18 protein-coding genes are annotated in these 23,123 nt (G+C 71.0%); 11 read left to right on the top strand and 7 right to left on the bottom strand.

Annotated elements, in window-relative coordinates; genetic code table 11:
• Window positions 1–8: 8 nt before the first annotated feature.
• Window positions 9–767, bottom strand: coding sequence for a MerR family transcriptional regulator (locus ACFWJW_RS11620; RefSeq protein WP_387238238.1), 759 nt, complete (start codon window positions 765–767; stop codon window positions 9–11).
• Window positions 768–1,166: 399 nt separating this feature from the next.
• Between ACFWJW_RS11620 and ACFWJW_RS11615 the strand changes: the two genes are divergently transcribed.
• The 4 genes from ACFWJW_RS11615 to ACFWJW_RS11600 all read left to right on the top strand — a co-directional run bounded on the left by ACFWJW_RS11615 (window position 1,167) and on the right by ACFWJW_RS11600 (window position 5,578).
• The gene (locus tag ACFWJW_RS11615) at window positions 1,167–2,627 is read left to right on the top strand and encodes an amino acid permease (RefSeq protein WP_387238235.1); all 1,461 of its coding nucleotides are present in this window, start codon (window positions 1,167–1,169) and stop codon (window positions 2,625–2,627) included.
• 212 nt (window positions 2,628–2,839) lie between these two features.
• Window positions 2,840–3,700 carry a CPBP family intramembrane glutamic endopeptidase gene (locus tag ACFWJW_RS11610; protein WP_387238232.1) on the top strand — a complete coding sequence of 287 codons (861 nt, stop codon included), beginning with the start codon at window positions 2,840–2,842 and terminating at the stop codon, window positions 3,698–3,700.
• Window positions 3,690–4,964, top strand: a complete 1,275-nt coding sequence (locus ACFWJW_RS11605) for a sensor histidine kinase (RefSeq protein ID WP_387238229.1) — start codon at window positions 3,690–3,692, stop codon at window positions 4,962–4,964. Before ACFWJW_RS11610 ends, ACFWJW_RS11605 begins: the two co-directional genes overlap by 11 nt.
• Window positions 4,928–5,578 carry a LuxR C-terminal-related transcriptional regulator gene (locus tag ACFWJW_RS11600; protein ID WP_387238226.1) on the top strand — a complete coding sequence of 217 codons (651 nt, stop codon included), beginning with the start codon at window positions 4,928–4,930 and terminating at the stop codon, window positions 5,576–5,578. The genes ACFWJW_RS11605 and ACFWJW_RS11600 overlap by 37 nt, the downstream gene beginning before the upstream one ends.
• A gap of 23 nt (window positions 5,579–5,601) precedes the next feature.
• Here the strand turns inward: ACFWJW_RS11600 and sph are convergent, their stop codons facing one another.
• The 3 genes from sph to ACFWJW_RS11585 all read right to left on the bottom strand — a co-directional run bounded on the left by sph (window position 5,602) and on the right by ACFWJW_RS11585 (window position 8,648).
• The gene (gene sph / locus ACFWJW_RS11595; RefSeq protein ID WP_387238223.1) at window positions 5,602–6,582 is read right to left on the bottom strand and encodes a sphingomyelin phosphodiesterase; all 981 of its coding nucleotides are present in this window, start codon (window positions 6,580–6,582) and stop codon (window positions 5,602–5,604) included.
• A 124-nt stretch (window positions 6,583–6,706) separates the two neighbouring features.
• A complete protein-coding gene (locus ACFWJW_RS11590; protein ID WP_387238220.1) occupies window positions 6,707–8,350 on the bottom strand; it encodes a DUF6895 family protein in 1,644 nt (547 codons plus the stop codon).
• A 79-nt stretch (window positions 8,351–8,429) separates the two neighbouring features.
• Window positions 8,430–8,648 carry a hypothetical protein gene (locus tag ACFWJW_RS11585; protein WP_387238217.1) on the bottom strand — a complete coding sequence of 73 codons (219 nt, stop codon included), beginning with the start codon at window positions 8,646–8,648 and terminating at the stop codon, window positions 8,430–8,432.
• A 473-nt stretch (window positions 8,649–9,121) separates the two neighbouring features.
• Here ACFWJW_RS11585 and ACFWJW_RS11580 point away from each other — a divergent pair, with 473 nt between their 5' ends.
• Entirely contained in the window at window positions 9,122–9,973 is an 852-nt protein-coding gene (locus ACFWJW_RS11580) for an oxygenase MpaB family protein (protein ID WP_387238214.1), read from the top strand.
• A 65-nt stretch (window positions 9,974–10,038) separates the two neighbouring features.
• Here the strand turns inward: ACFWJW_RS11580 and ACFWJW_RS11575 are convergent, their stop codons facing one another.
• Window positions 10,039–11,526, bottom strand: coding sequence for a M1 family metallopeptidase (locus ACFWJW_RS11575; protein WP_387238211.1), 1,488 nt, complete (start codon window positions 11,524–11,526; stop codon window positions 10,039–10,041).
• 213 nt (window positions 11,527–11,739) lie between these two features.
• Here ACFWJW_RS11575 and ACFWJW_RS11570 point away from each other — a divergent pair, with 213 nt between their 5' ends.
• The 3 genes from ACFWJW_RS11570 to ACFWJW_RS11560 all read left to right on the top strand — a co-directional run bounded on the left by ACFWJW_RS11570 (window position 11,740) and on the right by ACFWJW_RS11560 (window position 16,999).
• Entirely contained in the window at window positions 11,740–13,788 is a 2,049-nt protein-coding gene (locus tag ACFWJW_RS11570) for a Xaa-Pro dipeptidyl-peptidase (protein WP_387238208.1), read from the top strand.
• A gap of 76 nt (window positions 13,789–13,864) precedes the next feature.
• Entirely contained in the window at window positions 13,865–15,205 is a 1,341-nt protein-coding gene (locus ACFWJW_RS11565; protein ID WP_387238206.1) for a M14 family metallocarboxypeptidase, read from the top strand.
• 78 nt (window positions 15,206–15,283) lie between these two features.
• Window positions 15,284–16,999 (top strand): BCCT family transporter, encoded by a 1,716-nt coding sequence (locus ACFWJW_RS11560; protein ID WP_387238203.1) that lies wholly within the window; start codon window positions 15,284–15,286, stop codon window positions 16,997–16,999.
• A gap of 110 nt (window positions 17,000–17,109) precedes the next feature.
• Here the strand turns inward: ACFWJW_RS11560 and ACFWJW_RS11555 are convergent, their stop codons facing one another.
• A complete protein-coding gene (locus ACFWJW_RS11555) occupies window positions 17,110–18,003 on the bottom strand; it encodes a D-alanyl-D-alanine carboxypeptidase family protein (protein WP_387238200.1) in 894 nt (297 codons plus the stop codon).
• A gap of 177 nt (window positions 18,004–18,180) precedes the next feature.
• Entirely contained in the window at window positions 18,181–19,191 is a 1,011-nt protein-coding gene (locus ACFWJW_RS11550; RefSeq protein WP_387238197.1) for an FAD-dependent oxidoreductase, read from the bottom strand.
• A 233-nt stretch (window positions 19,192–19,424) separates the two neighbouring features.
• Here ACFWJW_RS11550 and ACFWJW_RS11545 point away from each other — a divergent pair, with 233 nt between their 5' ends.
• The 3 genes from ACFWJW_RS11545 (at window position 19,425) to ACFWJW_RS11535 (ending at window position 22,976) form a co-directional block, all read left to right on the top strand.
• Complete coding sequence (locus ACFWJW_RS11545; protein WP_387238194.1) at window positions 19,425–19,970, top strand: TrmH family RNA methyltransferase; 546 nt, start codon at window positions 19,425–19,427, stop codon at window positions 19,968–19,970.
• Window positions 19,971–20,258: 288 nt separating this feature from the next.
• Window positions 20,259–22,268, top strand: coding sequence for an FUSC family protein (locus tag ACFWJW_RS11540; protein WP_387238191.1), 2,010 nt, complete (start codon window positions 20,259–20,261; stop codon window positions 22,266–22,268).
• 318 nt (window positions 22,269–22,586) lie between these two features.
• Window positions 22,587–22,976, top strand: a complete 390-nt coding sequence (locus ACFWJW_RS11535; protein WP_387238597.1) for a DUF2267 domain-containing protein — start codon at window positions 22,587–22,589, stop codon at window positions 22,974–22,976.
• Window positions 22,977–23,123 lie beyond the last annotated feature (147 nt).

Here is a 23,123-nt window from a genome sequence, read left to right as displayed (position 1 = left end):
CGCCCCCGTCACCCCTCGGGGGTGGGGCCGCCCTGGGGCCGGTCGCCCTCCATGCCGAACGACTCCCGCAGCTCCTGCTTCATCGACCGCTGGAAGGCGGTCACCAGCGCCTGCACCACCATCGGCTGCATATGGGCCGAGAGCGACTTCATCCGCGCCATCTCGTCCTCGTCCGGCCCGCCGCCCCGGTTCGGCTCCCACACCTCGTCCCTGAAGAGCCGGCTGAGCTCCCGGGCCGCCGAGCGGGTGTGCTCGATGACCACGCTGCGCGCCGTGAGGATGGTCTCCAGGGAGATCGGGACGTCCAGCAGCCGGGTGCCCAGGTGCAGCAGCCCCGGGTCGACGCGGAAGACCCGGGGATCATCGGTCCGTACGAGCACACTCATGGCCGCCAGCCGGTCCAGATCCTCCTCGGTCAGCGCCCGGCCGACCCGCCGCTCCAGCTGCTCCCGGGTGGCGTCCTCGGCCTTGTCCGGAATCCAACTCGCCACCAGCGCCCGGTGGATGGCCAGATCCTGGGCGCTCAGATCGGGCGGCAGCTGCTCCAGATAGCGTTCGATCGCGGACAGCGTCAGGCCCTGGTGCTGGAGCTCCTCGATGAGGGCGAGCCGCGAGAGATGGTCCGGACCGTAGCGGCCGACCCGGCGGGGGCCGATCTCCGGCGGTGGCAGCAGGCCGCGCGTGCTGTAGAAGCGGATCGTACGGACCGTGACGCCGGCGCGGGCGGCCAGTTCGTCGACCGTCAGGTCGGTGGCGGGCTCCATCATGTTCAACAGTATTGCTGTCTCACCACTCTTGTGAAACCTTCCGCGCGGACCGGGCCGGAGCGGACCGGTATGGCGGGCAGCCATCCGACGGGCCGAGACGGAGTGAGTTGTCACGAAGGCAAAAAGCACGTGTCAACCGATCCGAACTGGTCAAGAAATCCTCCTTGCCGGGCGGGGTGCGGAGTCCGGAATCGGGTGAACTGATGCCCCTCTTGAAAATGATGCGCCGGGAAATTCACTTCAAATACGGACAAATCTTGGATGGCCTGTACGCGCTGTGATCTTGCCCACAGACGGAAAAGGGCTCTTCAGGGAAGGTGTGCCGTCGGCCGTCCACGCGATCTGCGGGACTTCTAGGCCATGGCTTCAGCGCCTGCCCGAAAGCGAGATACACCAGCAGTGAGCACAGAAACCGTCACCGAGACAGCCCGCAGGTCACCTGACGGGGGGAGCGGCGCGCAGCAGGATGCGGGCGACGCGGGCTACAGCAAGGGCCTCAAGGGCCGGCATGTCAACATGATCGCCATCGGTGGGGCGATCGGTACCGGCCTCTTCCTGGGCGCCGGTGGTCGACTGCATTCCGCCGGCCCGGCGCTGGCCATCGCCTACGCGGTCTGCGGCCTCTTCGCCTTCTTCGTCGTACGGGCCCTGGGCGAGCTGGTGCTGCACCGCCCGTCGTCCGGTTCCTTCGTCTCGTACGCCCGTGAGTTCCTCGGGGAGAAGGGCGCCTACGTCGCCGGCTGGATGTATGTCGTCAACTGGTCCACGACCGGTATCGCCGACATCACCGCGATCGCGCTCTATACCCACTACTGGAGCCTGTTCACCGACATCCCGCAGTGGGTCATGGCGCTCATCGCGCTGGCGGTCGTGCTGACCGTGAACCTGATCTCGGTGAAGATCTTCGGTGAGCTGGAGTTCTGGTTCGCGATCATCAAGGTCGCGGCGCTGGTCGTCTTCATGTTCATCGGCATCTTCCTGCTGGCCACCCAGCACCCGGTCGGCGGGCACACCCCAGGGCTGGACCTGCTCACCGACCACGGCGGGATCTTCCCGACCGGTCTGCTGCCCGTGGTGATCGTGCTCCAGGGCGTGGTCTTCGCCTACTCCGCCGTCGAGCTGGTCGGTGTGACCGCCGGTGAGACCGACCAGCCGGAGAAGGTCGTGCCGAAGGCCGTCAACTCCATCATGTGGCGAGTGGGCGTCTTCTACGTCGGCTCGGTGATCCTGCTCGCGATGCTGCTGCCGTGGAACAAGTACGTCGGCGGCGAGAGCCCCTTCGTGACGGTGCTGTCCAACGTCGGTGTGCCGGCGGCGGGCGATGTGATGAACCTCGTGGTGCTGACCGCGGCCATGTCCAGCCTGAACTCCGGCCTCTACTCGACCGGCCGCATCCTGCGCTCCATGTCGATGGCGGGCTCGGCGCCCAAGTTCGCCGGCCTGATGAACCGCAACCAGGTGCCGTACGGCGGCATCATGCTCACCTCCGCGGTGTGTGTGCTGGGTGTCGGCCTCAACTACGTCATGCCGGGTGAGGCGTTCGAGATCGTGCTGAACATCGCGGCGCTGGGCATCATCAGCACCTGGTGCACGATCATGATCTGCCACATGGTGTTCGTGCGCCGGTCGAAGGAAGGTGTGGTCGAGCGGCCGCGCTTCCGGCTCCCCGGCACGCCGGTCACCGATATCGCCACCATCGCCTTCCTGCTCGGTGTCATCGTCCTCATGTGGTTCGACGACGGTGTCGGCCGGCAGACCGTGATGCTGATCCCGGTCCTCGCCATCGCGCTGGTCGGCGGCTGGTTCGCGGTGCGCGGCCGGGTCAGCCGGATCGCCGCGGAGCGCGAGCTGTCGAAGTAGTCACGCACCAGCGGACGCCTGCGTCATCAAGGGCGGTCGCGGAGGCCGGAAGGCTTCCGTGGCCGCCCTTTCGCCTTGACGGTCCACGACCGCTGAGTCCGCTGCCTGCCGCCCGCCGCTCCGCCGCCGCTCAGTGGATGGTGAGCGGATGGCCCCCGCCGAAACGGGTCACGGGTGTATCTGGGTACACCCCTGCCCGGTATCCAGACGCAATGGCGGCGGGCCCGTCGGACGGCATCGTCGTTGGCATGCCAAGTACAGATGCCATGCCAAGGAAGCCTGTCGACATCAGGGCGATGGTCGTGTTTCTCGCCGTTGCGTTTCTGGCGGCCGGAGCGCTGGGTGCGCTTCAGCCCGTGACCCGGATACCCGGTGAGGTCATTCAGCTGACGCAGTTCGGGCCCGCGCTCGGGGTGGGGGTTGCCGCGGTGCTGTGGCCGGGGCGGGTGCGGGAAGTGCTCGCCGGATCCGGGCCGGGCCGCAGCGGTCAGGGCGTGCTGCTGCTCGTCACGGCGCCGCTGATCATCGCGCTGAGCGCCGGTGCGTACGCGGCGCTCGCCGGGGACGCCCGCTTCGCGCGGCCGGGTGCACCGTTCCCGTTGATCGCCGTGGCGCAGCTGATCGGGGCATGCGGCGAGGAGATCGGATGGCGCTGCTTTCTCCAGCCGCTGCTGCGCACCCGCTGCGGCCCGCTTGCGGCATCGGTCGCGGTGGGCGTGGCATGGGGCGTCTGGCACGTCCAGGTTTTCGCCCAACACCCCGTGTACGCGGGGGCGTTCATGCTGGCGGCGGTGTCCATGTCGGTCGTGATGGGGTGGGCCCTTGAAGGGGTGCGGGCCGCCGGACTGCCGCTCGCGGCGGGCTTTCACGCTCTGATCAACCTCGGCATGCTGCTGTTCATGGACGAGGAGTCCGGCGCGGTGCTCCCCATGGTGTTGTTCGGCGCCTCGTGCCTGACGGCGGCCGGACTGTGGACATGGATGACGACGTGGACGCGGACGAGTGTCGGCAGACCGCGGACGGCGGGGCCGGCACCGGCTAAGATCCCTCCGATCATGGACGATGTTCGATAAGCCACGTGCGGTCGCCTCCCGCGCCGCCGTCGCCCTCGGCCGGTGCCAGCTGGTGAGCCTGCATGCCCTCGCGGCGTCGGCGGTGGGCTCGCTGGTGGTCCTCGCCCTGCTGCTGATGCCCGTGGGCGTGGGCTTCCTGCTGCTGCCGCCCGCCGCGCGGGCCCTGCGCGCACTGTCCGATCGTTCCCGGGCACGCGCCGGCCGGTGGACGGGCGTCCAGATCGGTCCACCGGAACCGCTGCCCGCGGACCGTGCCCGCAACGCCCGCAAGAGGTCGGGCGCGCTCATCGCCGACGAGGGGTTCTGGCGCGACCTGGCGTGGGCCTGGCTGGAGCCGGTGTCCGGCGGGCTCCTCGTCGCCGTTCCCCTCGCCCTGGTCGAGTACGGGGCGTTCGGCGCGCTGGTGCAGCCGTTCATCTGGCGGCTCCTCGACGACGGCAACTGGTACGCGTTCGTCCCCGTGCACAGCGCCGCGACCATGTGTGCCGCGCTGGTGCTGGGCCTGGTCTTCCTGGCCGTCGGACTGCTGGCCGCGCCCGCCACGCTCCGGCTGCACACCCGGGTGAGCCGGCCTTTGCTCTCCGCGCCGCGCCGCATCCAGCTCGCCCGGCGGGTCGAGCGGCTCACCGACACCCGTACCCGGGCGCTGGACGCTCAGGCCGCCGAACTGCGGCGCATAGAGCGGGACTTGCACGATGGAGCGCAGGCCCGGCTGGTCGCGCTGGGCATGACGCTGGACCGTGCCACCCGACTGCTGGAGACGGACCCGGCGGCGGCGCGCGAGCTCCTGCTGGACGTCCGTCGCACTTCCGAGGGGGCCTTGCAGGACCTGCGCGACCTGGTGCACGGCATCCACCCGCCGGTCCTCGCCGACCGGGGCCTGGGCGACGCCGTCCGGTCGCTGGCGCTCGACAGCTTCCTCGATGTCCACGTCGAGTCCCGGCTCTCGGACCGGCTCCCGGCCCCGGTCGAGTCCGCCACCTACTTCGCGGTGAGCGAGGCCCTGGCGAACGCGGCGAAGCACTCCGGGGCCCGCACCGTCGGCATCGCCCTGACCTACGAGAACGGCCTGCTGCGCGCCACCGTCACCGACGACGGTCACGGCGGCGCCGATCCCGCACGCGGCACCGGGCTGGCCGGCGTGCGACAGCGATTGGATACCTTCGATGGCACTCTCGACCTGCACAGTCCGCAGGGCGGGCCGACCACCGTGACGATGGAGATTCCATGCGCGTTGTCCTCGCCGAAGACCTCTTCCTCCTGAGGGACGGGCTGATACGCACCCTCCAGGAACACGGCTGCGAGGTCGTCGCGGTGGACAACGGCCCGGCTCTGCTGCGCGCGCTGCTCGACGACGGGGACGCGGCACCGGATGTCGCCGTGGTCGATGTGCGGCTGCCGCCGACCTTCACCGACGAGGGCCTTCAGGCCGCACTCGAAGCCCGTCGCCGGCGGCCCGGACTGCCCGTCCTCGTCCTCTCCCAGTACGTCGAGCAGCTGTACGCGAACGAGTTGCTGGCCGGGGGCGAGGGCGCCGTCGGATATCTGCTCAAGGACCGGGTGACCCACACCGGGCAGTTCATCGACGCGGTCCGCCGGGTGGCTGCCGGCGGCACCGTGATGGACCCCCAGGTCATCTCCAGACTGCTGGTGCGCAGCGACGCCCGTGGCACGATCGGCAGCCTGACGCAGCGTGAGCGGGACGTCCTGGAGCTGATGGCCGAGGGCAGGTCCAACGCCGCCATCGCCGCCGGCCTGCACATCAGCGAGAGCGCCGTCGCCAAGCACACCGCGAGCATCTTCACCAAGCTCCGGATCAGCCCGTCGGCGGACGACAACCGCAGGGTGCTGGCCGTCCTGGCCTATCTCAAGCGCTGACCCGCTCACGCCGCCAAGGTCAACTAGCCGACGGTGCCCACGACAGGGTAGTGATCCGAGAGATTGGTGTACGTGTAGTCCTTGCCCCAGCTGGAGACCGTCCAGGGCGCCGACTCCTCCTTGACCACGGTGTTCCGCCATCCGGCGGGACGGGCGTGGCCGTTGCGGTACAGGACGTAGTCCAGGTCCTCGCGGGGGTCGTCCGGGTAGCGGTACTTCGCGATGGAGTTGTCCTGGGTGTCGAAGGAGTAGGGGTGGCCCGTGCGGCCGTCGGCGGGCGCCAGGTCGGCATTGCTGAGCAGCGCGTCGTACTCGGCGCTGTGGGAGTCGACGTTCAGATCGCCCGCGACGATGACCTCTTCGTCCGCCGGGATGTTCTTGGCGTCCAGGAACGCGTCCACCTCCTTGAGCTGCTTGGCACGGTCGTCGGCCGCCTCGCCCGCCTTGCAGCCCGAGTCGGTGGACTGGGTGTGGGTGCCGACCACATGCACCCTGGTGCCGTTGACGTCCAACACCGCATAAACGAAGCCCTTGTTGGAGAAGTAGTCCGCACCGCAGGCGTCCTTGTAGACGTACTGCTCCTTGCGCAGGATCGGCCACTTGCTCAGCAGCGTCACCCCGCCGTCCTCCGGGGTCGTGGCGGAGTAGGCGCCGCCGGTGGCGTCCCAGCCGCTGCGGCTCCGGCCCATCACCGGGGTCTGGTGCGGATATTGCGTCGCGGCCCGGGACTTCAGCGTCTCGGACGAGGAGTTGTCGAACGCTTCCTGGAGCACGACGACGTCCTGGCCCTGGAAGAAGTCCGCGTCCGTGATCGCCTGGGCGCGGTGGTCCTGCCCCCAGTTGGGGTAGAGGTTCTTGCTCATGAGGAAGACGTTGTAGCTGAGCACCTTCAGACGGGGCGTGGCGGCGGCCGACGCGGAGGGGGCCGTGGCCGTCACCGTGACCGCGGCGAGGGCCGTGGCGAGGGCGGCGATCCGGGGTATGCGCAGCGCGGAGTGCGACACTGAATCTCCCTGTGGGGTGGGGACGTGAACCAGCGTCGCTTATCCAAGCAGTTGGGGTTACTTCCAGGTAACCGTCTGGGGGGTACGAGATGGACGGGCCGAGGCTCTTGCCGTAGCGCCTCGGTCAGGAGCCGGACCGCGGGTCCGTGAGCGCCGCGCCGCGGGCCGTGTGCACGGCGGCCAGCGCGGTGACGGCGCTTTGGGTCCAGGACAGCAACGCCCGTTCGCGGCTTGACGGTTCGTCGCAGGCCGGGCGGCCGAACGCACCGCATGAGCTCTGCTGGGCGAGGAGGAAGGAGACGGCGTCACGGGTGATGCGGTGCCGCGCCCGCCCGCTGCGGGCCGAGTCCCGGATGAAGCCGGCGATCCGCCCCAGGTGATATTCCTTCCAGGCGCCGGGCAGGTCGGTGACGGCCGTCTCCGGTGCCGGGGGCGGCGCGTCCGCGCCACCGGTCAGTGCGGCCGCGCGCTGCGGGGCGAGCAGCCCCAGGCCGACCAGGCGCTGGACGTTGTGCATTGCCTGCGGGGGCACCCGGTCCAGGAGTTCGACGGCGGCGACGGTGGACTTGAGGAACAGGTCGAGCGAGGCGCAGGGAATCCCGTGGGCCCGCAGACCGGACGCGAAGGCGCCGACGACCTCCATACCGTGCCGCTGCCACACCTCCGCGTCCGCGTCCGCGAGACGCGCGGAGAAATCGAGCAACAGGGGGCGGGCGAGCCCGGGTTCGCCCAGGGCCTCGGCGGCATACGCGACGGCCGCGGCGGCGGGCAGGCAGCCGGCCGGGTCGTGGCGCCCGCTCGTGTCCGCCAGCCACACCACGGCCCGCCGGAGCGGCTCGTCCACGGCCGAGTGCGGCGTCGCTACGGACGGCCGGGGCCGCCGCACCACCCGGGGGCTGCGGTCCAGGAGCGCGGCCAGGGCAGCGACGATGGTGGTGTGGTAGCCGGTGGCCCAGTGCCGGTACGCGTCGTCGCCGTCGGCGAGTCCGGGGTGGACCACCCCCGGCGGCCCGTTGACCCGCCCGTCGGCTTCTTGTACCGCCGCGAGGAACTCCCAGGCCCGGCGGGCTTCCTCGGAGTCCCGGACCCCGAGGCAGAGCAGACAGCACAGCAGCTCCCCGACCAGGTCGGCGTTCTCCTGGCCGAGGGTGAGCACGAGGAGCGCTTCGAGCAGCTCCACCGCCGCGGCCGGATCGAAGCCGCCTGGCCAGCGCGGCTCACGGAGACCGAAATCCGTGGCGTAGAAGATCGTGTGGGTGATCGCGTAGATGTCGCGATCGGTGAGCTTGAGGACGTTCGGGCGGTTGCAGAGCAGGGTGAACGGCAGGACCTCGTCCATGGCGGGCAGCGGGTGCGGAACACCGCACAGCTCCAGGGTGTGCAGCAGATCGAGCTGCCGGTAGGGAATCCGCTCGAAGGCCGCCGCATATCCGCCGGCCGCGGCCTGCGCGATCAGCCGCCGGAACTCCGGGTCCTCGCGTCCGCAGAGCCGGAGTGCCGCATAGGTTCCCGCGTACAGCAGGAGGGCGGCTTCGTCCCGGGCGAGCAGTTCCCGGTAGGAGGGGCGGCCCGCGATCTCCTCGACCTGATCGAGGAGGGCCGCGTAGTCGCCGTCGAGTGGTTCGGGGTCGAGGCGGGCCCGCAGTCCCACCAGGAACGCCGTTTCGATGAGGGCCTTGCGGGCGAACAGCACCCGGTCCGCGGCGGCTTCGGCCGGATCGATCAGAGTGCGGCGCGCAGCGAGCCAGGCGAGGGCCCGGGTCTCCACCGCGCGCCTTTGTGACGATCCGTCACCGGGCTGCGTCGTGTCCACTGAATGCCTCCCGGCGACCGTCGTGATCAATGGCTCAGTTGCCCGCGGTGGAGTCGTCTTCCGCGACCTGGTTGGCGACTACGAGCACGTACCGCTCCCAGGCGAGTACGTAGCCGGCCACGTCGTCGAGTTGGCTGACCTGGTTGACGACTCGCTCGAGCGGAACGTTGAGGTCGACGAGTCCGCTGGTCCGCAGGAAGTCGAGCGCCTTCCGGGCATCGACCGGCGGCGGACAGGGCGGGGGACAGGACATGAGTTGCTCCTTTCGGGTGGTTCGGAGGAACATTGCGAGTGTCGCGTTCCGTAACGTCTTTGTCACCATGTGTGTCTAGTGGGGAAAGTGGTGATTTGATCGCCCCAGCTCGGGGCTTTATCGCGTGGCGAAACCACTCTTGGAGGTGAATGTCCGCCGTGGGATCACGGTGATTTCGGTGGGGCGACGCCATACGGCCGGGTGTCGAGTGACGACGTACACTCCGCCGCTCGCCCGGCTCGGGCGCCCTTCCGCTCCCTCCGCCGACGCTCGCCCCGGGCGCGGAACCGTGTGTTCCCGTCCGCGTCCAACTCGCGTGTCCGTGCGGATGCTTTCGGTATCCTCCGGCCTGAATGGGGTCATGCTGCGGTGGAGTGCCGTGGGCCGGTTCGGCGGTATGCGGGGGATGCGGCGGCGGGGAGCGGGCCCCGCGTCCGCCGATCGCGGAGAGTCACCGTATGATGATTAATACCATGATTACGGTAAAAAGTGACCCGAATCCCCCGCCGGTCGGAGGTGTGCTCTGGTCGCTGGCCGGGGACATCCGCATGCTGCTGACCCTGCCGGCCGCGCTGGCCATGCAGGTCGCCCATCCGGCGGTGGGCGCCGGGGTGGACGACCACTCCGTGTTCCGTACGGACCCCTGGGGGCGCGGCGAGCGGTCCCTGACCTCGCTCCAGCTGTGGGTGTACGGAGGGGAGGCGGCGGCCGCGGAGGGGCGGCGGCTGCGCGCGCTGCACAAGACCATCCAGGGGACCGACGCACACGGCCGCGCTTACCACGCACTCACCCCTGCCTACTACGCCTGGGTGCACGCCACCGGTTACCCCGTCTTCCGGCACGCGCAGCAGTATCTGGGCCGCCCCTTCACCGAGGCGCAGGAGCGGGCGCTGTACGCGGAGTGGCTCCAGGTGGGGCGGATCCTGGGGATCCATGACCGCGATATGCCGCAGACGATCGAGGAGTTCTGGCCGTATTACCAGAAGGTCCTCGACAATGAACTCGAAGAGACCGTGGTGGTCGGGGAGTTGCTGGCGACCGACCCGCCGCTGCCGGTTCCCGACCGCGGCCCGCGCTGGCTGCGGCTGCTGCTGCGTGTGGCCTGGCCGTGGCTGCGCCCGCGGTTCGCCCGCGTCCGGCGCTTTCTCACGATCGGTCTGATGCCGCCGGACGCCCGGCAGGCCATCGGGCTGGAGTGGACGGACGCCCAGGAGCGCACCCTGCGCCGTTTCGGCCGGGTCGTGCGCGCCGTGGTGCCGGTGCTCCCCGAGCGGCTGCGGTTCATGCCGATCGCGCGCCGGGCCAGGCAGGCGGCGCGCCGGTAGCGACGCGGTGCGCGTACGGAGCCGGGGGTGCCCGGCTCCGTCTCGTTCAGCGCCCGTCCACCGGCTCAGTGCCCGTGCACGTGGTGCGTGGCAGCGATCCGCTTCCACGACGTGGGCTCGGCGACCGGCGCTTGTGAGGCGCCGAGGGCCTGCTTGGCCGCCCCCGCGGAGGGCCGGGACGGCTGGAAGAGCCAGGTGTCGAAGAACCCGGCCAGCTGCTTGCCGGTCTTCTTCTCGGCGAACTTCACGAAGTCGGCGACCGACGCGTTGCCGTACCGGTTCTCCGTCGGCCAGGACTTCAGGAGGCCGAAGAACGCCTTGTCGCCGACCTTGTTGCGGAGCGCCTGGAGGGTCAGCGCGCCACGGTCGTAGACCGCGCCGTCGAACTGGTTCTCCGCGCCCGGGTTGCCCGGCTTGACCTTCCAGAACGGGTCGTCGGCCGGGTGCTGGGCGTAGACGTAGTCAGCCAGCTCCTGGGCGGTGCCCTCGCCCTCCTTCTCCGACCACAGCCACTGGCTGTAGGCGGCGAAGCCCTCGTTGATCCAGATGTCCTTCCAGTCCTTCAGCGAGACGCTGTCGCCGTACCACTGGTGGGCCAGCTCGTGCACCACGACGGAGACGTTCGTGCCGCGGTCGAACGCCTTCTTCCCGTAGAACGGGCGGGTCTGGGTCTCCAGCGCGTATCCGGCCGGCACGTTCGGCACATAGCCGCCCACGGCGTTGAACGGGTAGGCACCGAAGACGCTCTCCAGCCACTCGGTGATCTCGGTGGTGCGCTCGATGCTCGCCTTCGCCGAGCCCTCGTTCGCGCCGAGGTCCTTGCTGACGGCGTTGATGACCGGCAGGCCGTTCGCGGTCTTGTCGGTGGTGATGTCGAACTTGCCGACGGCCAGCGTCGTCAGATACGTCGCCTGCGGCTTGTCCGAGCGCCAGTTGTAGCGCGTCCAGCCCAGCTTGGAGGACTGCGAGGCCAGCACACCGTTGCTCAGCGCCTGGGTGCCGTCCGGGACCGCGACCGAGATGTCGTACGTCGCCTTGTCGGTGGGGTGGTCATTGCTCGGGAACCACCACACGGCGGCGTCCGGCTCCTGTGCGATCACCCCGCCGTCGGGGGTACGGGCCCAGGCGCTGTAGTTGTCTATCTTGAGCTCGGAGGGCTTGCCCGCGTAGCGCACCACGACGCTGATCTGCTTGCCCTTCTCCAGCGGCGTGGCCGGAGTGACCTCCAGCTCGTGCTTGCCGGAGGTGGCGAAGGACGCCTTCTTGCCGTTGATCCGGATCTCACTGACCTTGAGGCCGAAGTCCAGGTTGAAGCGGGAGAGATCCTGGGTGGTGGTGGCCAGCAGGGTGGCCGTGCCCTCCAGCAGGTCCGTCTTCGGCTGGTACTTGAGCCGCAGATCGTAGTGGGAAACGTCGTATCCGCCGTTTCCGCTCTCCGGGTAGTAGGTGTCGCCCACACCCGGAGCGCCCGGGGTGAAGTCGGCGGCGGAGGCCGGGATGGCCAGCAGCAGGCTGAGTGCGACCGCGCCCGGGACGAGGAGTCTGTGACGCACGAGTCCTCCAACTCGTAGGGGGGATGGCTCTGTTCAGACCCTATGTACTGCGCCCGGTCAGCGTCATGTACATGGCCTGATCTGACACATGACCGACATGAACCCTCATCCGTCACTCCTGTCCGCCGGCCCCTCCGCCGCGGTCCGCGGCGGGCGCCGGCGCGCTCGCGACACCCGGGACTTTGGACCGCCCGTGGGACGAAAAAGCTACCCATGGACCTGTTTTCGGCCGCGGGTGGCCCGCGGTGCCCGGACACGCCCTTACGCAGGGGAGTTGGGCCGCGCTACCGTCCGCCCGTGACGAATCCTGCGCGGATCCCCCGCATCCCCTTCACAGCGCTCGTGGCGGCGGCCGTCGCCGCCCTGCTGTCCACCCTGATCGGGCCGGCCGCCGCGCAGGCGGCGCCCGCCGAGAGCAGACCCGTCTACTCCTACGACCGCGCGATACGCGAATCGGTCTGGGTGGACACACGGCTGGACGGCGACGCGGACGGGAGAACCGACCGCGTCGCCGTCGACATCGTGCGGCCCGCCGAACCGGCGCAGCGGGGCCGGCGGATCCCCGTGATCATGGACGCCAGTCCCTACTACTCCTGCTGCGGGCGCGGCAACGAGAGCCAGAAGAAGACCTACGACGACCGGGGGCGGCCGGTCGGATTCCCGCTCTTCTACGACAACTACTTCGTGCCGCGCGGCTATGCGACGGTCCTGGTCGACCTCGCGGGCACCAACCGCTCGGACGGCTGCTCCGACGTCGGCGGCCGCTCCGACATCCGGTCCGCCAGGGCCGTCGTCGACTGGCTCGGCGGCAGAGGCCGCGCCTACACCACCCGTACGGGAGGCAGACCCGTCACGGCCGGCTGGTCCAACGGCAGCACCGGCATGATCGGCAAGAGCTGGGACGCCACCATCGCCAACGGCGTCGCGGCCACCGGCGTCCAGGGGCTGAAGACCATCGTCCCGATCGCCGGCATCTCCTCCTGGTACGACTACTACTTCGCCAAGGGCGCCCCGCTCTATGACTCGGGGCCGGACTCCCTCGCCGGTGTCGTCGACAGCCCCGACGCACGCAAGCGCTGCGCCGCCGTGCAGAAGAAGCTCGCCGACGGGGCGCCCCGTACCGGCGACTGGACCAGCCTGTGGCGCGAGCGCGACTACGTCCGCCACGCGGACCGGGTCCGGGCCAGCGTGCTCCTGGTGCACGGCATGCAGGACCTCAACGTCCGGACCCGGCACGCCGGGCAGTGGTGGGACGCGCTCGCCCGGCACGGCGTCGAGCGCAAGATCTGGCTCTCCCAGACCGGGCATGTCGACCCGTTCGACTACCGGCGCAGCGCCTGGGTCAAGACCCTGCACCACTGGTTCGACCACTATTTGCTGGGCTACGACAACGGCATCGAGCGCACCCCGATGGCCGATATCGAGCGCTCGCCCGACAAGTGGTCCACCGACCCGCAGTGGCCCGCTCCCGGCACCGCGCCCACCACACTGCGGCCGCGCGGCGGCAGCGCACCCGGCGTCGGAGTGCTGGGGACCCGTAAGGCGCCGCACGGCGCGACCGCGGCCTTCACCGATGACCCGAAGCTGAGCGAGGCCGACTGGGCGGCCCGGATCGATACCCCGACCGCCGCCAAGGCCGGGTTCCGCACCGGGCCGCTGCGCGCGCCGCTGCGGCTGTCCGGCTCCGGCACGGTGACCGTGACCGTCACCCCGAGCACCTCGACCGCCCATCTCTCCGCCGTCCTGGCCGACCTCGGCCCCGCCACCATCCGCGACTACGCGGCCGACGGCGAGGGCATCACCACCCTCGACCGGCGCACCTGCTGGGGCGCCGGAACCACGGGCGACACCGGCTGCTTCAAGGAGACCGCCGCCGACACCCGGAAGGTCGCCCACACCGTCTTCAGCCGCGGCTGGGCCGACCTCGGCAACTACGCCGACGCCCACAAGGGCCGCCCGCTCACCCCGGGCAAGCCCTACACCCTCACCCTGGACCTGGCCGCGAGCGATCACCTCGTGCCCGCCGGGCACCGGCTCGCGCTCATCGTGGCCGGCACCGACGCCGGTCTGATCGACCCGCCCGCGTCCACCCCGAAGCTCACCCTCGACCTGTCCCGTACCTCCGCCGAACTCCCGCTGACCGGCGGCACAGCGGCCTTCGTACGGGCCACCGCGGGCGCACCGGGGCATCCGGACGCCGCGGCACCGCTGGACGGCATCGCCCCGCCGCGCTCGGCCAGCCGGCTGCCGGCCGTGGGATGACCACCCGGGGCCGTCGCCTCGCGGCGGCCCCACCCGGTCCCCCTCTCCACCGCTCACCCAAGGGAGGCTCCTCCTCGTGATACCCCGCCCCCACCGCCTCGCCGCCGGGCCGCTGGCCATCGGGCTGACGGCCACCCTCGGCGCGACCCCGCCGCCCGCACCCGCCGCTGCCGCAACTCCCGCACCCCGTACGGGATTCGAGATCAGCCATGGCGCCCGCTGGACCGGCCAGGCCGAGGAACAGGACTTCCTCAGGGCCGTCGACCGGGGCTCGGTGCGCGTACGGATCGACCGGATCGGCACCACCGGGCAGGGCCGCCCGCTGCGGCTCGTCCGGATCGGCGCCCCCGCCCCCGAGCGCCCGCCGCAGGTCCGCCGCGGCAACTCCGTGCTGCTGATCTGCTCCCAGCACGGTGACGAGCCCTCCGGGCGCGAGGCATGTCTGACCACCGTCCGCAATCTCGCCTACGCCAAGGACCCGGCGACCCGGCGCTTCCTGGAACGCACCAGCGTGCTGGTGGTCCCGACCGCCAACCCCGACGGCCGGGCCGCGGACACCCGCGGCAACGCCGACGGCACGGACATCAACCGCGATCACATCGCCCTGCGCACCCCTGAGGGCCGGGCGATGGCCGAGGTCATCCGCGACTACCGCCCCGACACCATCTACGACCTGCATGAATACGGTCCCACGGTCCCGTATTACATGAAGGACGTGCTGTCGCTGTGGCCGCGCAACCTCAACACCGCGGACGGGGTGCACCGGGAAGCGGCCGCGCTCTCCCAGGACTTCGTGCGCCCCGCCGTCCAGCGGGCGGGCTTCTCCACCGGCGTCTACGGCATCTGGACCGACCCGGAGACCGGTGATCCCGTCAAGCAGGTCGCGGGCGACGGCCAGGAGCGGATCCTGCGCAACACCGCGGGTGTCAAGGGCTCGGTCGGACTGCTCGTCGAGACCCGGGTCGATGCGCTCACCGAGGCCGAGAAGGCCGACCCCGCGCTCAACAACCGCCGCCGGGTGGACTCCCAGCTGGCCGCGCTGGACGGCGCCGTCACCTTTCTCGGCCGGCACCGGTCACGGATCGAGGCGGCCACCACCGCGGCCCGGCTCGCGGGCTATACCGATCACGGTCCGGTGTACCTCGGCGGCGCGGATAACGAACCGGCCACCGACCCAGAGATCCTGGTTCATCCGCCTTGCGCCTACCGTCTTGAAGAGGGACAGTTTGCGCAGGTCAGGGAAGAACTGGTGAGGCACGGAGTGGTGTGGCGCCGGGACCGTGACGGCGTCGTCGTGCCGCTGCGCCAACCGCTGCGGAAGCTCATTCCGCTGCTGTTGGACCGGAGGGCCGGTTATCACCTTACGGTCGCGACGCCCCTCAACGTCTGCCGTCGTGTGGTAGGGGGTAACGGGTAAGGAAAATATGGCCCATTGAAAGGTTGACACGTGTCGGACACAGTCAGAGAAGCCGGAGACGGGGGTGGCACGCCATCCGTGACGGACGTCCCCGACGAGCCGCAGCATCAAGGGCCCCCACAGACCGACCGTGTGGTCTTCGGTGTGACCTCGCTGCTCACCCTCGCCTTCATCGCGTGGGGAGCGTCGTCCACCGAATCCCTCAAGAGCGCATCGACCTCGATGCTGAACTGGGTGATCGACAACGGTGGATGGGCTTTCGTGCTCTCCGCCTCCGGATTTGTGATCTTTGCGATTTGGCTGGCGGTCAGCAAGTACGGCCGGATCACGCTCGGCAAGGAGGGCGAGGAGCCCGAATTCCGCACCGTGTCATGGATCGCGATGATGTTCAGCGCGGGCATGGGCATCGGTTTGATGTTCTACGGCGTCAGTGAGCCGCTGGGGCACTTCAGCACCCCACCGCCGGGCACCGATCCGAAGGACGCCGCCCAGGCGATGGACACCGCGATGGCCACCACGATGTTCCACTGGACGCTGCACCCCTGGGCGATCTATGCGGTCGTTGGTCTGGCCATCGCTTACAGCTGCTTCCGGCGGGGGAGGCGGCAGACGATAAGCGCGGTGTTCACGCCACTGATCGGCACCCGGCGGGCGAACGGCTGGGGCGGCCGGGTCATCGACATCCTGGCCATCTTCGCCACCCTCTTCGGATCGGCGGCCTCGCTGGGGCTCGGTGCGCTCCAGATCGGCAGCGGCATCAAGGTCCTCGGCTGGATGGACAGCGTCAGCACCACCCTGCTGGTCGGTGTCATCACCGTGCTGACCATCGCCTTCATCCTGTCCGCGGTCTCCGGTATCGCCAAGGGCGTCCAGATGCTGTCCAACATCAATATGGTGCTGGCGGTCATCCTGGCGGTCTTCGTGTTCGTGGTCGGGCCGACCATCCTCATCCTCAACCTGCTGCCGACCTCCCTCGGTTCGTTCATCGGCGAGCTGCCGCAGCTCGCGGGCCGTACAGAGGCCAGCAGCGGCGACGAGGTGGGCGGCTGGCTGCGCAGCTGGACGGTCTTCTACTGGGCGTGGTGGATCTCCTGGACGCCGTTCGTGGGTATGTTCATCGCCCGGATCAGCCGGGGCCGGACCATCCGCCAGTTCATCGGCGGGGTCATCCTCGTCCCGAGCGTGGTCAGCCTGGCGTGGTTCGCGGTGTTCGGCGGCTCGGCCATGAAGCTCCAGGACTCCAAGCAGCTCAGCGGGTCGAGCACTCCCGAAGGCCAGCTCTTCGACGTGCTGCACCAGTACCCGCTCGCCACGGTCATGAGCATTCTCGTCATGATCCTGGTCGGCATCTTCTTCGTGTCCGGTGCCGATGCCGCGTCCATCGTCATGGGCACCCTCTCGCAGAAGGGGACCTTCGAGCCGACCCGGCTCGTGGTGATCTTCTGGGGAGTGGTGACCGGTGCGGTCGCCGCGATCATGCTGTTGATCGGTGGTGGCTCGGGCGATGCGCTGACCGGCCTCCAGAATCTGACGATTCTGGTCGCGGTGCCGTTCATGGTCGTGATGATCGCCATGTGCTGGGCGCTGATGCGCGATCTGCGCAGCGATCCGCTGATCGTGCGCGGCCAGAAGGGCGCGGAGGTCGTCGAACTGGCCGTGATCGCGGGCCATGAGCAGTACGACGGTGACTTCGAGATCCAGATCGGACCCGGCGGCAACGGCAACGGGGACGACGTGGAGAACGGCAGCGGTACCGGCGAGGACCACGGCGTCGGAGTGAAGAGCGGCGGTTAGGCCGTCTCCGGAGCGGCGTCGTACGGCCCTGGCGAGGTGCCGGCGGCCGGATGACGAAGGGGCCTGCGCCCGACCGGAAGGTCGTGCGCAGGCCCCACGCCTGTCCCGGGTTACTTCTTGAAGCCGTAGTCCATCAGCTTCTTCGCGTCAGCGGTGCGGTTCGTCACCGAAGTGGAGGCGAGAACCGTGCCGATGACCGTCTTGCCACCGCGGGTGGCGGCGAAGACCAGGCAGTACTTGGCCTCCGGGCCGGAGCCCGTCTTGACGCCGAGGGTGCCCGAGTAGCTGCCGAGCAGCGCGTTGGTGTTGGTCCACGACATGTTGCGGTAGCCACCGCTCTTCGTCGTGACCTTCTGCGTGGTCGACTTCGTCTTCACGACCGTACGGAACGTGGAGTACTTCATCGCGTTGGAGGCGAGCTTGGTCAGGTCGCGCGGAGTCGAGTAGTTCGCGCCCCTGCCGATGCCGTCGAACGAGTCGAAGTGCGTGTTCGTCATGCCGAGCGACCTGGCCGTGGAGTTCATCTTGCCGATGAACGACTGGACCCGCGCGGCCCGGGTGGAGCCGCTGCCGAACTTGTCGGCCAGCGCGTACGCCGCGTCGCAGCCGGACGGGAGCATCAGCCCGTACAGCAGCTGGCGGACGGTGACCTTGTCGCCGACGATCAGCTTGGCCGAGGAGGCCCAGTTGTTGTCGACGATGTAGTCGCTGTACGCCTTCTGGACCGTCACCTTGGAATCAAGGTTGAGGTTCGACTGTGCCAGCACCACCCGAGCCGTCATGATCTTGGTGGTGGAGCCGGTGGAGCGACGGGTGTCCGCGGCCTTGGTGAAGAGGGTCTTCCCCGTGCCGTTGTTCATCACGAAGCCGCCCTTGGCGGCGATCGTGGGAGTCGTGGGCGCAGCGGCCTGCGCGGGAGCGGTGAACGCCCCGGCCGTCAGAACGGCTCCCGCGGTGACAGCGACCGCGGAAACGCGACGAATGCCCTTAATGCCGTTTTTCAAAATGGATACTCCAAATATCCCTGAAGTGCGGCCATATAGAAATGGCGCTTGCTCATAGGACGCATGAGACGGGCGAATGGATGCGCCCTCGGGGCGGTGAATTCCGTTCGTCCGCCTGCTGCTCGACCGAAAGGACGGATTCCGGTCCGGGAAGGCCCCGGGAAGACCGCGCCGTACTTACCCGCCTACCGGTCCGCGGCCCTCCTGGACCTCCCGTACCCTCCGCAGCACCTCGTCCGCGCACCCCCACGCCACGGTCACGCCCGCACCCCCGTGCCCGTAGTTGTGGACGCACGGCAGGCCGCCGGAGAGCCGCTCCGCCGTCAGCCGCACCGCCGGACGGGCCGGGCGCAACCCCACCTTGTGGGCCAGGACCCGGGCCCGCGCCAGCTCCGGGAAGCCCCGGGCGGCGCGCGCCACGATGGCCGCAGCCACCGCCGGATCGGGCTCCCGGGACCAGGCGTTCTCCCGCGCGGTACCTCCCAGCACCAGGCCGTACGGCTGGGGCAGCAGATATGTGGTGTCCGACGCCCCCGTATCGGCCGAGACGGACCACTCCTCGATGCCGGGGTTCTCCACGATCACCAACTGGCCCTGGACCGGATGGACTTCCGGGTCGGGTACCAGAGCGCGAGCGCCGAGTCCCGAGCAGTTGACGACCACGTCCGCCGCCGCTCCGGCCTCCTCCAGCGAGCTGACCTCGCGCCGCTCCACGGTCCCGCCCGCCGACGCCAACCGCTGTTCCAGGTAACGGAGATGGGCGGGCATGTCCACCAGGGGAGTACGGGCCCGCCACCCCGACGCACAGCCCTCGGGGAGCTCCTCCGGCCGCGCCCGCCGCAAACCGGGCACCGCGTCGTACCAGGCGGCCAGGCCGTCCTCGACACCGCCGTCCGTAGGGGCCGTCATCGTGCCCGGCACCATCCGGGCGCCCGTCTCCGCCGGCCGTTCGGCGAGCGCCGTGAGCACCTGGAAGGAGCGTACGGACCACGCCACCGCCTGCTCGTACGGCCGGATGCGGTACGGCCAGCACAGCCCGCCCGCCACCGCCGAGGTCGTCCCGCCGGCCGCGTCCCGGCTCAGTACCCGTACCCGGTGCCCGTCCTCGGCCAGTGCGATCGCCGACGTCAGCCCGATCACCCCGCCGCCGACCACCCGTACGTCCAGGCCCTCCGTATTGCTCGTCATGCCGGGACGCTAACCCGCTGGCGCGGGCGCGGAAAAGGGGAGGACAGCGGGGGAGTGGCGACCTAACCTGGGGCGGCCGCACCTGGACGGGGGCGGCTTCGCAGACCGCCGGGCCGGGTGACGGTCCGGACGACGATGGCCCGGGCGCGCCGCCAAGCGCCCTGGATGATGCAGATGTTGCCGCGGTTCCGCACTGCCACCACGACATTCCGGAGGGCCGCCTCCGCAGGGCGGTGAGCGGCCGTGCGCGGCGCCCGGGGCCCGCTCCCGCCTTCCGTACCCGCACCCCCGGCGAACTCCGCCGCGCCCGGCGGCCCCGCGCCCACTCCTGCTGGGACCACCTCTACGCCGCACCCCTGTGGCCGCTGCACGGCGCCAACCTCGGCACCCTGCTGCGCACCTGCGACGCGGTCGGCGCCTGTCTGACCGTGCCGCGCTTCCCCTGGGTGCCCGAGGCGCTGGAGCGCGGCAATACGCTCCGCAGACCCGCCTGTGTGCACTGGACCGGTGATCCGGTGGGCTGGCTGGAGCGGCAGCGCGCACGGGGGCTGCGCGTGGTGGGGGTGGAACTCGCCGACGAGGCGGTACGGCTGGCGGATCTGCCGGCGGCGCGGGAGCCGACGGTGATGGTCCTCGGGCACGAGCAGCACGGGATTCCGCCCGAGGCCCTGGACCTGCTGGACGAGGTGGTGGAGATCCCGATGGTCGGGACCGGCGCCAGTCTGAACGTGGCGGTGGCGGGATCGCTGGTGCTGTACCGGCTGGCGGGGTTGTGGTGAGCCGGGGGCCGGGGGCCGGGGGCCGGGGGCCGGGGGCCGGGGGCCGTGAGCCGTGAGCCGGGGCCAGGGGGCCGGATGCCGGGGAGTTCCGGTTGGCGGGCGGCGTCCGCCGGGGCGGCGCGGATCGGGCAGTGCCCCGGCCGGCCGCCCGCCATTTGTTCGTGATCTTGTGGTAACCCGGCGGCAGCGGAGCGGACCCTCCCGGCCCGTAGGCTGGTACCAGCACCGTCGGCCGATGACGCCCCTCGGAACCACTTGCCGTCCGTACGCCGTCGTCTGAGGAGGCTCATGCTCCGCGCGCCGCGCGCCGTGCCCGCCTGGCTCGCCCACCCCTTCCGCTGGCAGCGGCTGCCCGTACCCTGGGCGGCCGTTGCCCGCGGTGCGCTGTGCGCGGGGCCGCTGCTGGGCGCGGGCATCGCGACCGGCCATCCGGCGCCCGGCGTCCTGGCCGGACTCGGCTCGATGCTGGCCGGAGTCAACGACCGCCCCGGCACCCGGCGCACCGGCATCGTCCATATCGGCCTGCCCGCCCTCGCCTCGGCGCTCGGCATGCTGATCGGTGCCTCGCTCCGGGCGGCCGACGCGGGCTGGTGGCTGCTGCCGGCGCTGTTCGCCGTCGGCTTCGTCTCCGGCGCGGGCAGTGTGGCCGGCCCGGTGCGCTCCAACGCCGGCATGCAGATGCTGGCCACCACCATCCTGGGCGCCGGGATGCCGCTGCCCGGCGCGCCCTGGGCGAAGGCGCTCTATGTCCTCGCCGGCTGCCTGTGGCTGCTTCTGCTGCGGCTGGTGCTGCGCCCGCCCCGTCCGGCCGGCGGTGCGCTCAGCGGCGAACGGGCGGCGGTCGCCACGGTCTTCGACGCGCTCGCCGACGCCCTGGGCGCGGTCGGCGGGCCCGAGGCCGAGCCCGCCCGGCGCCGGCTCACCACCGCCCTGGACCGCGCCGACGAGGCCGTGCGGCTGCGCCTCCTCACCAGCCGGCTGCTGCGCCGGTCCGCCCGTACGGAAGAGCTGCTGCTCACCGAGCGGTTCGCCGCGGCCACCGCGCTCTGCGAGGCCAGCGTGGCGCTGCTGTGGGAGGCCCGCCCGTTGCCGTCCCGGGTGGCGGAGAGCCCCCGCAGGTTCGCCGACGCCCTGCGCACCGGGCGGTCGCCGGGCCGGCTGTCCGCCCCGGAGACCAGCACGGCCGCGCGCGGCGCCTTCGACCAGGCCCTGCTGGACGCCGCGGTCGCCTTCGCACGGCGGGAGCCGGAGCCGCGGGCGGCAACCGGGCCGGCACCGTCCCCGTCGGGCCGTCCCGCCTGGATGGCCCGGCCCGAGGCCGTGGTCCGCGGGGCGCTGGGGGCCGTCGGCGGACGGACGCGGCGCGGGCGCGGCCTGTTCGGCCCGGCCGGGCGGGACTACGGCCTGCGGGTCGCCGTCTGCATCGCCGCGAGCGTCGCCGTGGCGCTGCTGCTCCGCGCCGACCACTGGTACTGGCTCCCGGCGACCGTCACCTTCCTCGTCAAGCCGGACCTGGGCCCGCTCTTCTCCCGTACGGTCAACCGCTTCGCCGGAACCGTCGCGGGCGTGCTGGTCTTCGCCGGGGCGGGCCTGCTGCTGACCGGTGTGTGGTGGCCCGCGCTGGTGGCGGGCGCGGGCGGTGCGCTGCTGCCGTTCGCCACCCGCCACTTCGCCCTTCAGACCGTCGCGATCACCCTCATGGTGCTGTCGTTCGTGTATGTCAGCGGCGATCCGCAGGCCGCCGCCGAGCGGATCGTGGACACCTCCATCGCCTGCGGGATCGTCCTTGTGGTCGGACATCTGCCCCGGCTCGCCGATCCGCGCCGCCGGGTCGGGCACCGCGTCACCGCGGCGCTGCGCAGCACCGAGCAGTTCCTGCGGCACGTCCTGGAGGCGGAACCGGGCGCGGACCCCACCCGGCGGCTGGCGCTGCGCCGCGCCGCCTACCGGGCGCTGGGGGAGGCCAGGGCCGCCGCGGAGACCGCCGCGGCGGAACTCCTCGCCGCCCGCGACCGCAACCCCGACTGGCTGACCGTCGTCACCGCCGCCGAACGCATCGTGGACGCCGCGACCGCCTGCGCGGTACGCCTCGACCACGGTGCGCACCGCCCGAGCCGGGCCGAGTCCGAGGGGCTGTGCCAGGCGCTGGCGGCGATGGCCGACGCCCTTGAGGACCCGGGCCGCCGGCCCGAGCCCGGCCCGTCCGCCGCTGACCTCCCGCCGGTTCCGGACTGCGCCACGCTCACGGATGTGGCCGTGGAACTGGAGCGGATCCGGGGGTACGCGGGGACGGGCTGAGGCTGGGCTACGGGGCCGGGACGTACGGTGACACAGGTGCGGGCGGGTGCCGCGGTCAGCGGGCCGACGGGCCGACGGGCCGCGCGCCGGCCGGTCGCCAAGGCGGACTACGAGGCGGACTACGAGACGGGCGTCCTGACCCGCGGAGCCCGATCGCCGAGCGTGCCGAGCCCCGCAGGATCGCCCTGGGCGGGGACACTGTGCGGAAGCAGATCCGCGGCTGAGCGGGACCGCGCCCGCCTCGGCGGGGGACGGGGGAGCCTCTCCCTCCGGTCCCGCCCTCCGCGCTCCGAAGAGAAGGAGGCAGCTGTGGCGCCCATGCTGTGGGAGGCGTTCCTGGCAAAGGTCCAGGAGCGCGGCGAGTACGAGTCACCGCAGGAAGCGGAACGGGCGGCCCGCGTCGTCCTGGCCCTGCTGGGCGCGCATCTGGTCGGTGAGGAACGGGCCGAACTGGCCGCTGATCTGCCGGAGACCTTCGCCCTGATCCTGCTCAACCCGCTCCAGGCCGTCGAGCCGCTGGACCCCGCACGGTTCGTCCGCGCCACGGCCGCCTGGATCGAGGGCGCCACCGAGGAGACCGCCAAGTGGGACGTCGGCGCCGTGCTCAGCGTCGTCGCCGACGCCGCCGACGAAGACCTCATGCAGCGCGTCCTGCTGCAACTGCCGCCGGACTTCGACCTCCTCTTCGGCCACCCCCGGTCGGCATGACCGCGTCGTGGGGGCTGCCTCCCCGCTGACGGGGAGGCAGCCCTAGGGGGTGTCCGCAAAGTCCCGTCGTTCGCCCGTAGGGCGGGGCTCGCGGCGTCTGGTGCGTGCGATCGCAAGGCGGAGGGTCGTCCCGGTACTGGGTGTACC

This window comes from Streptomyces sp. NPDC127097, assembly GCF_042724075.1.
Taxonomy (GTDB): Bacteria; Actinomycetota; Actinomycetes; order Streptomycetales; family Streptomycetaceae; genus Streptomyces.
Note: the sequence above shows the minus strand (reverse complement) of the source record. Positions and strands in the feature narration are given on the sequence as shown.

Excerpts from the sequence above, each read along its gene's own strand:
- ACFWJW_RS11620 (WP_387238238.1), bottom strand. The coding sequence starts at position 767 with ATGATGGAGCCCGCCACCGACCTGACGGTCGACGAACTGGCCGCCCGC.
- ACFWJW_RS11610 (WP_387238232.1), top strand. The coding sequence starts at position 2,840 with ATGGCGGCGGGCCCGTCGGACGGCATCGTCGTTGGCATGCCAAGTACA.
- ACFWJW_RS11605 (WP_387238229.1), top strand. The coding sequence starts at position 3,690 with ATGTTCGATAAGCCACGTGCGGTCGCCTCCCGCGCCGCCGTCGCCCTC.
- ACFWJW_RS11600 (WP_387238226.1), top strand. The coding sequence starts at position 4,928 with ATGCGCGTTGTCCTCGCCGAAGACCTCTTCCTCCTGAGGGACGGGCTG.
- ACFWJW_RS11585 (WP_387238217.1), bottom strand. The coding sequence starts at position 8,648 with ATGTCCTGTCCCCCGCCCTGTCCGCCGCCGGTCGATGCCCGGAAGGCG.
- ACFWJW_RS11580 (WP_387238214.1), top strand. The coding sequence starts at position 9,122 with ATGATTACGGTAAAAAGTGACCCGAATCCCCCGCCGGTCGGAGGTGTG.
- ACFWJW_RS11570 (WP_387238208.1), top strand. The coding sequence starts at position 11,740 with ATGGACCTGTTTTCGGCCGCGGGTGGCCCGCGGTGCCCGGACACGCCC.
- ACFWJW_RS11550 (WP_387238197.1), bottom strand. The coding sequence starts at position 19,191 with ATGACGAGCAATACGGAGGGCCTGGACGTACGGGTGGTCGGCGGCGGG.
- ACFWJW_RS11540 (WP_387238191.1), top strand. The coding sequence starts at position 20,259 with ATGCTCCGCGCGCCGCGCGCCGTGCCCGCCTGGCTCGCCCACCCCTTC.
- ACFWJW_RS11535 (WP_387238597.1), top strand. The coding sequence starts at position 22,587 with ATGCTGTGGGAGGCGTTCCTGGCAAAGGTCCAGGAGCGCGGCGAGTAC.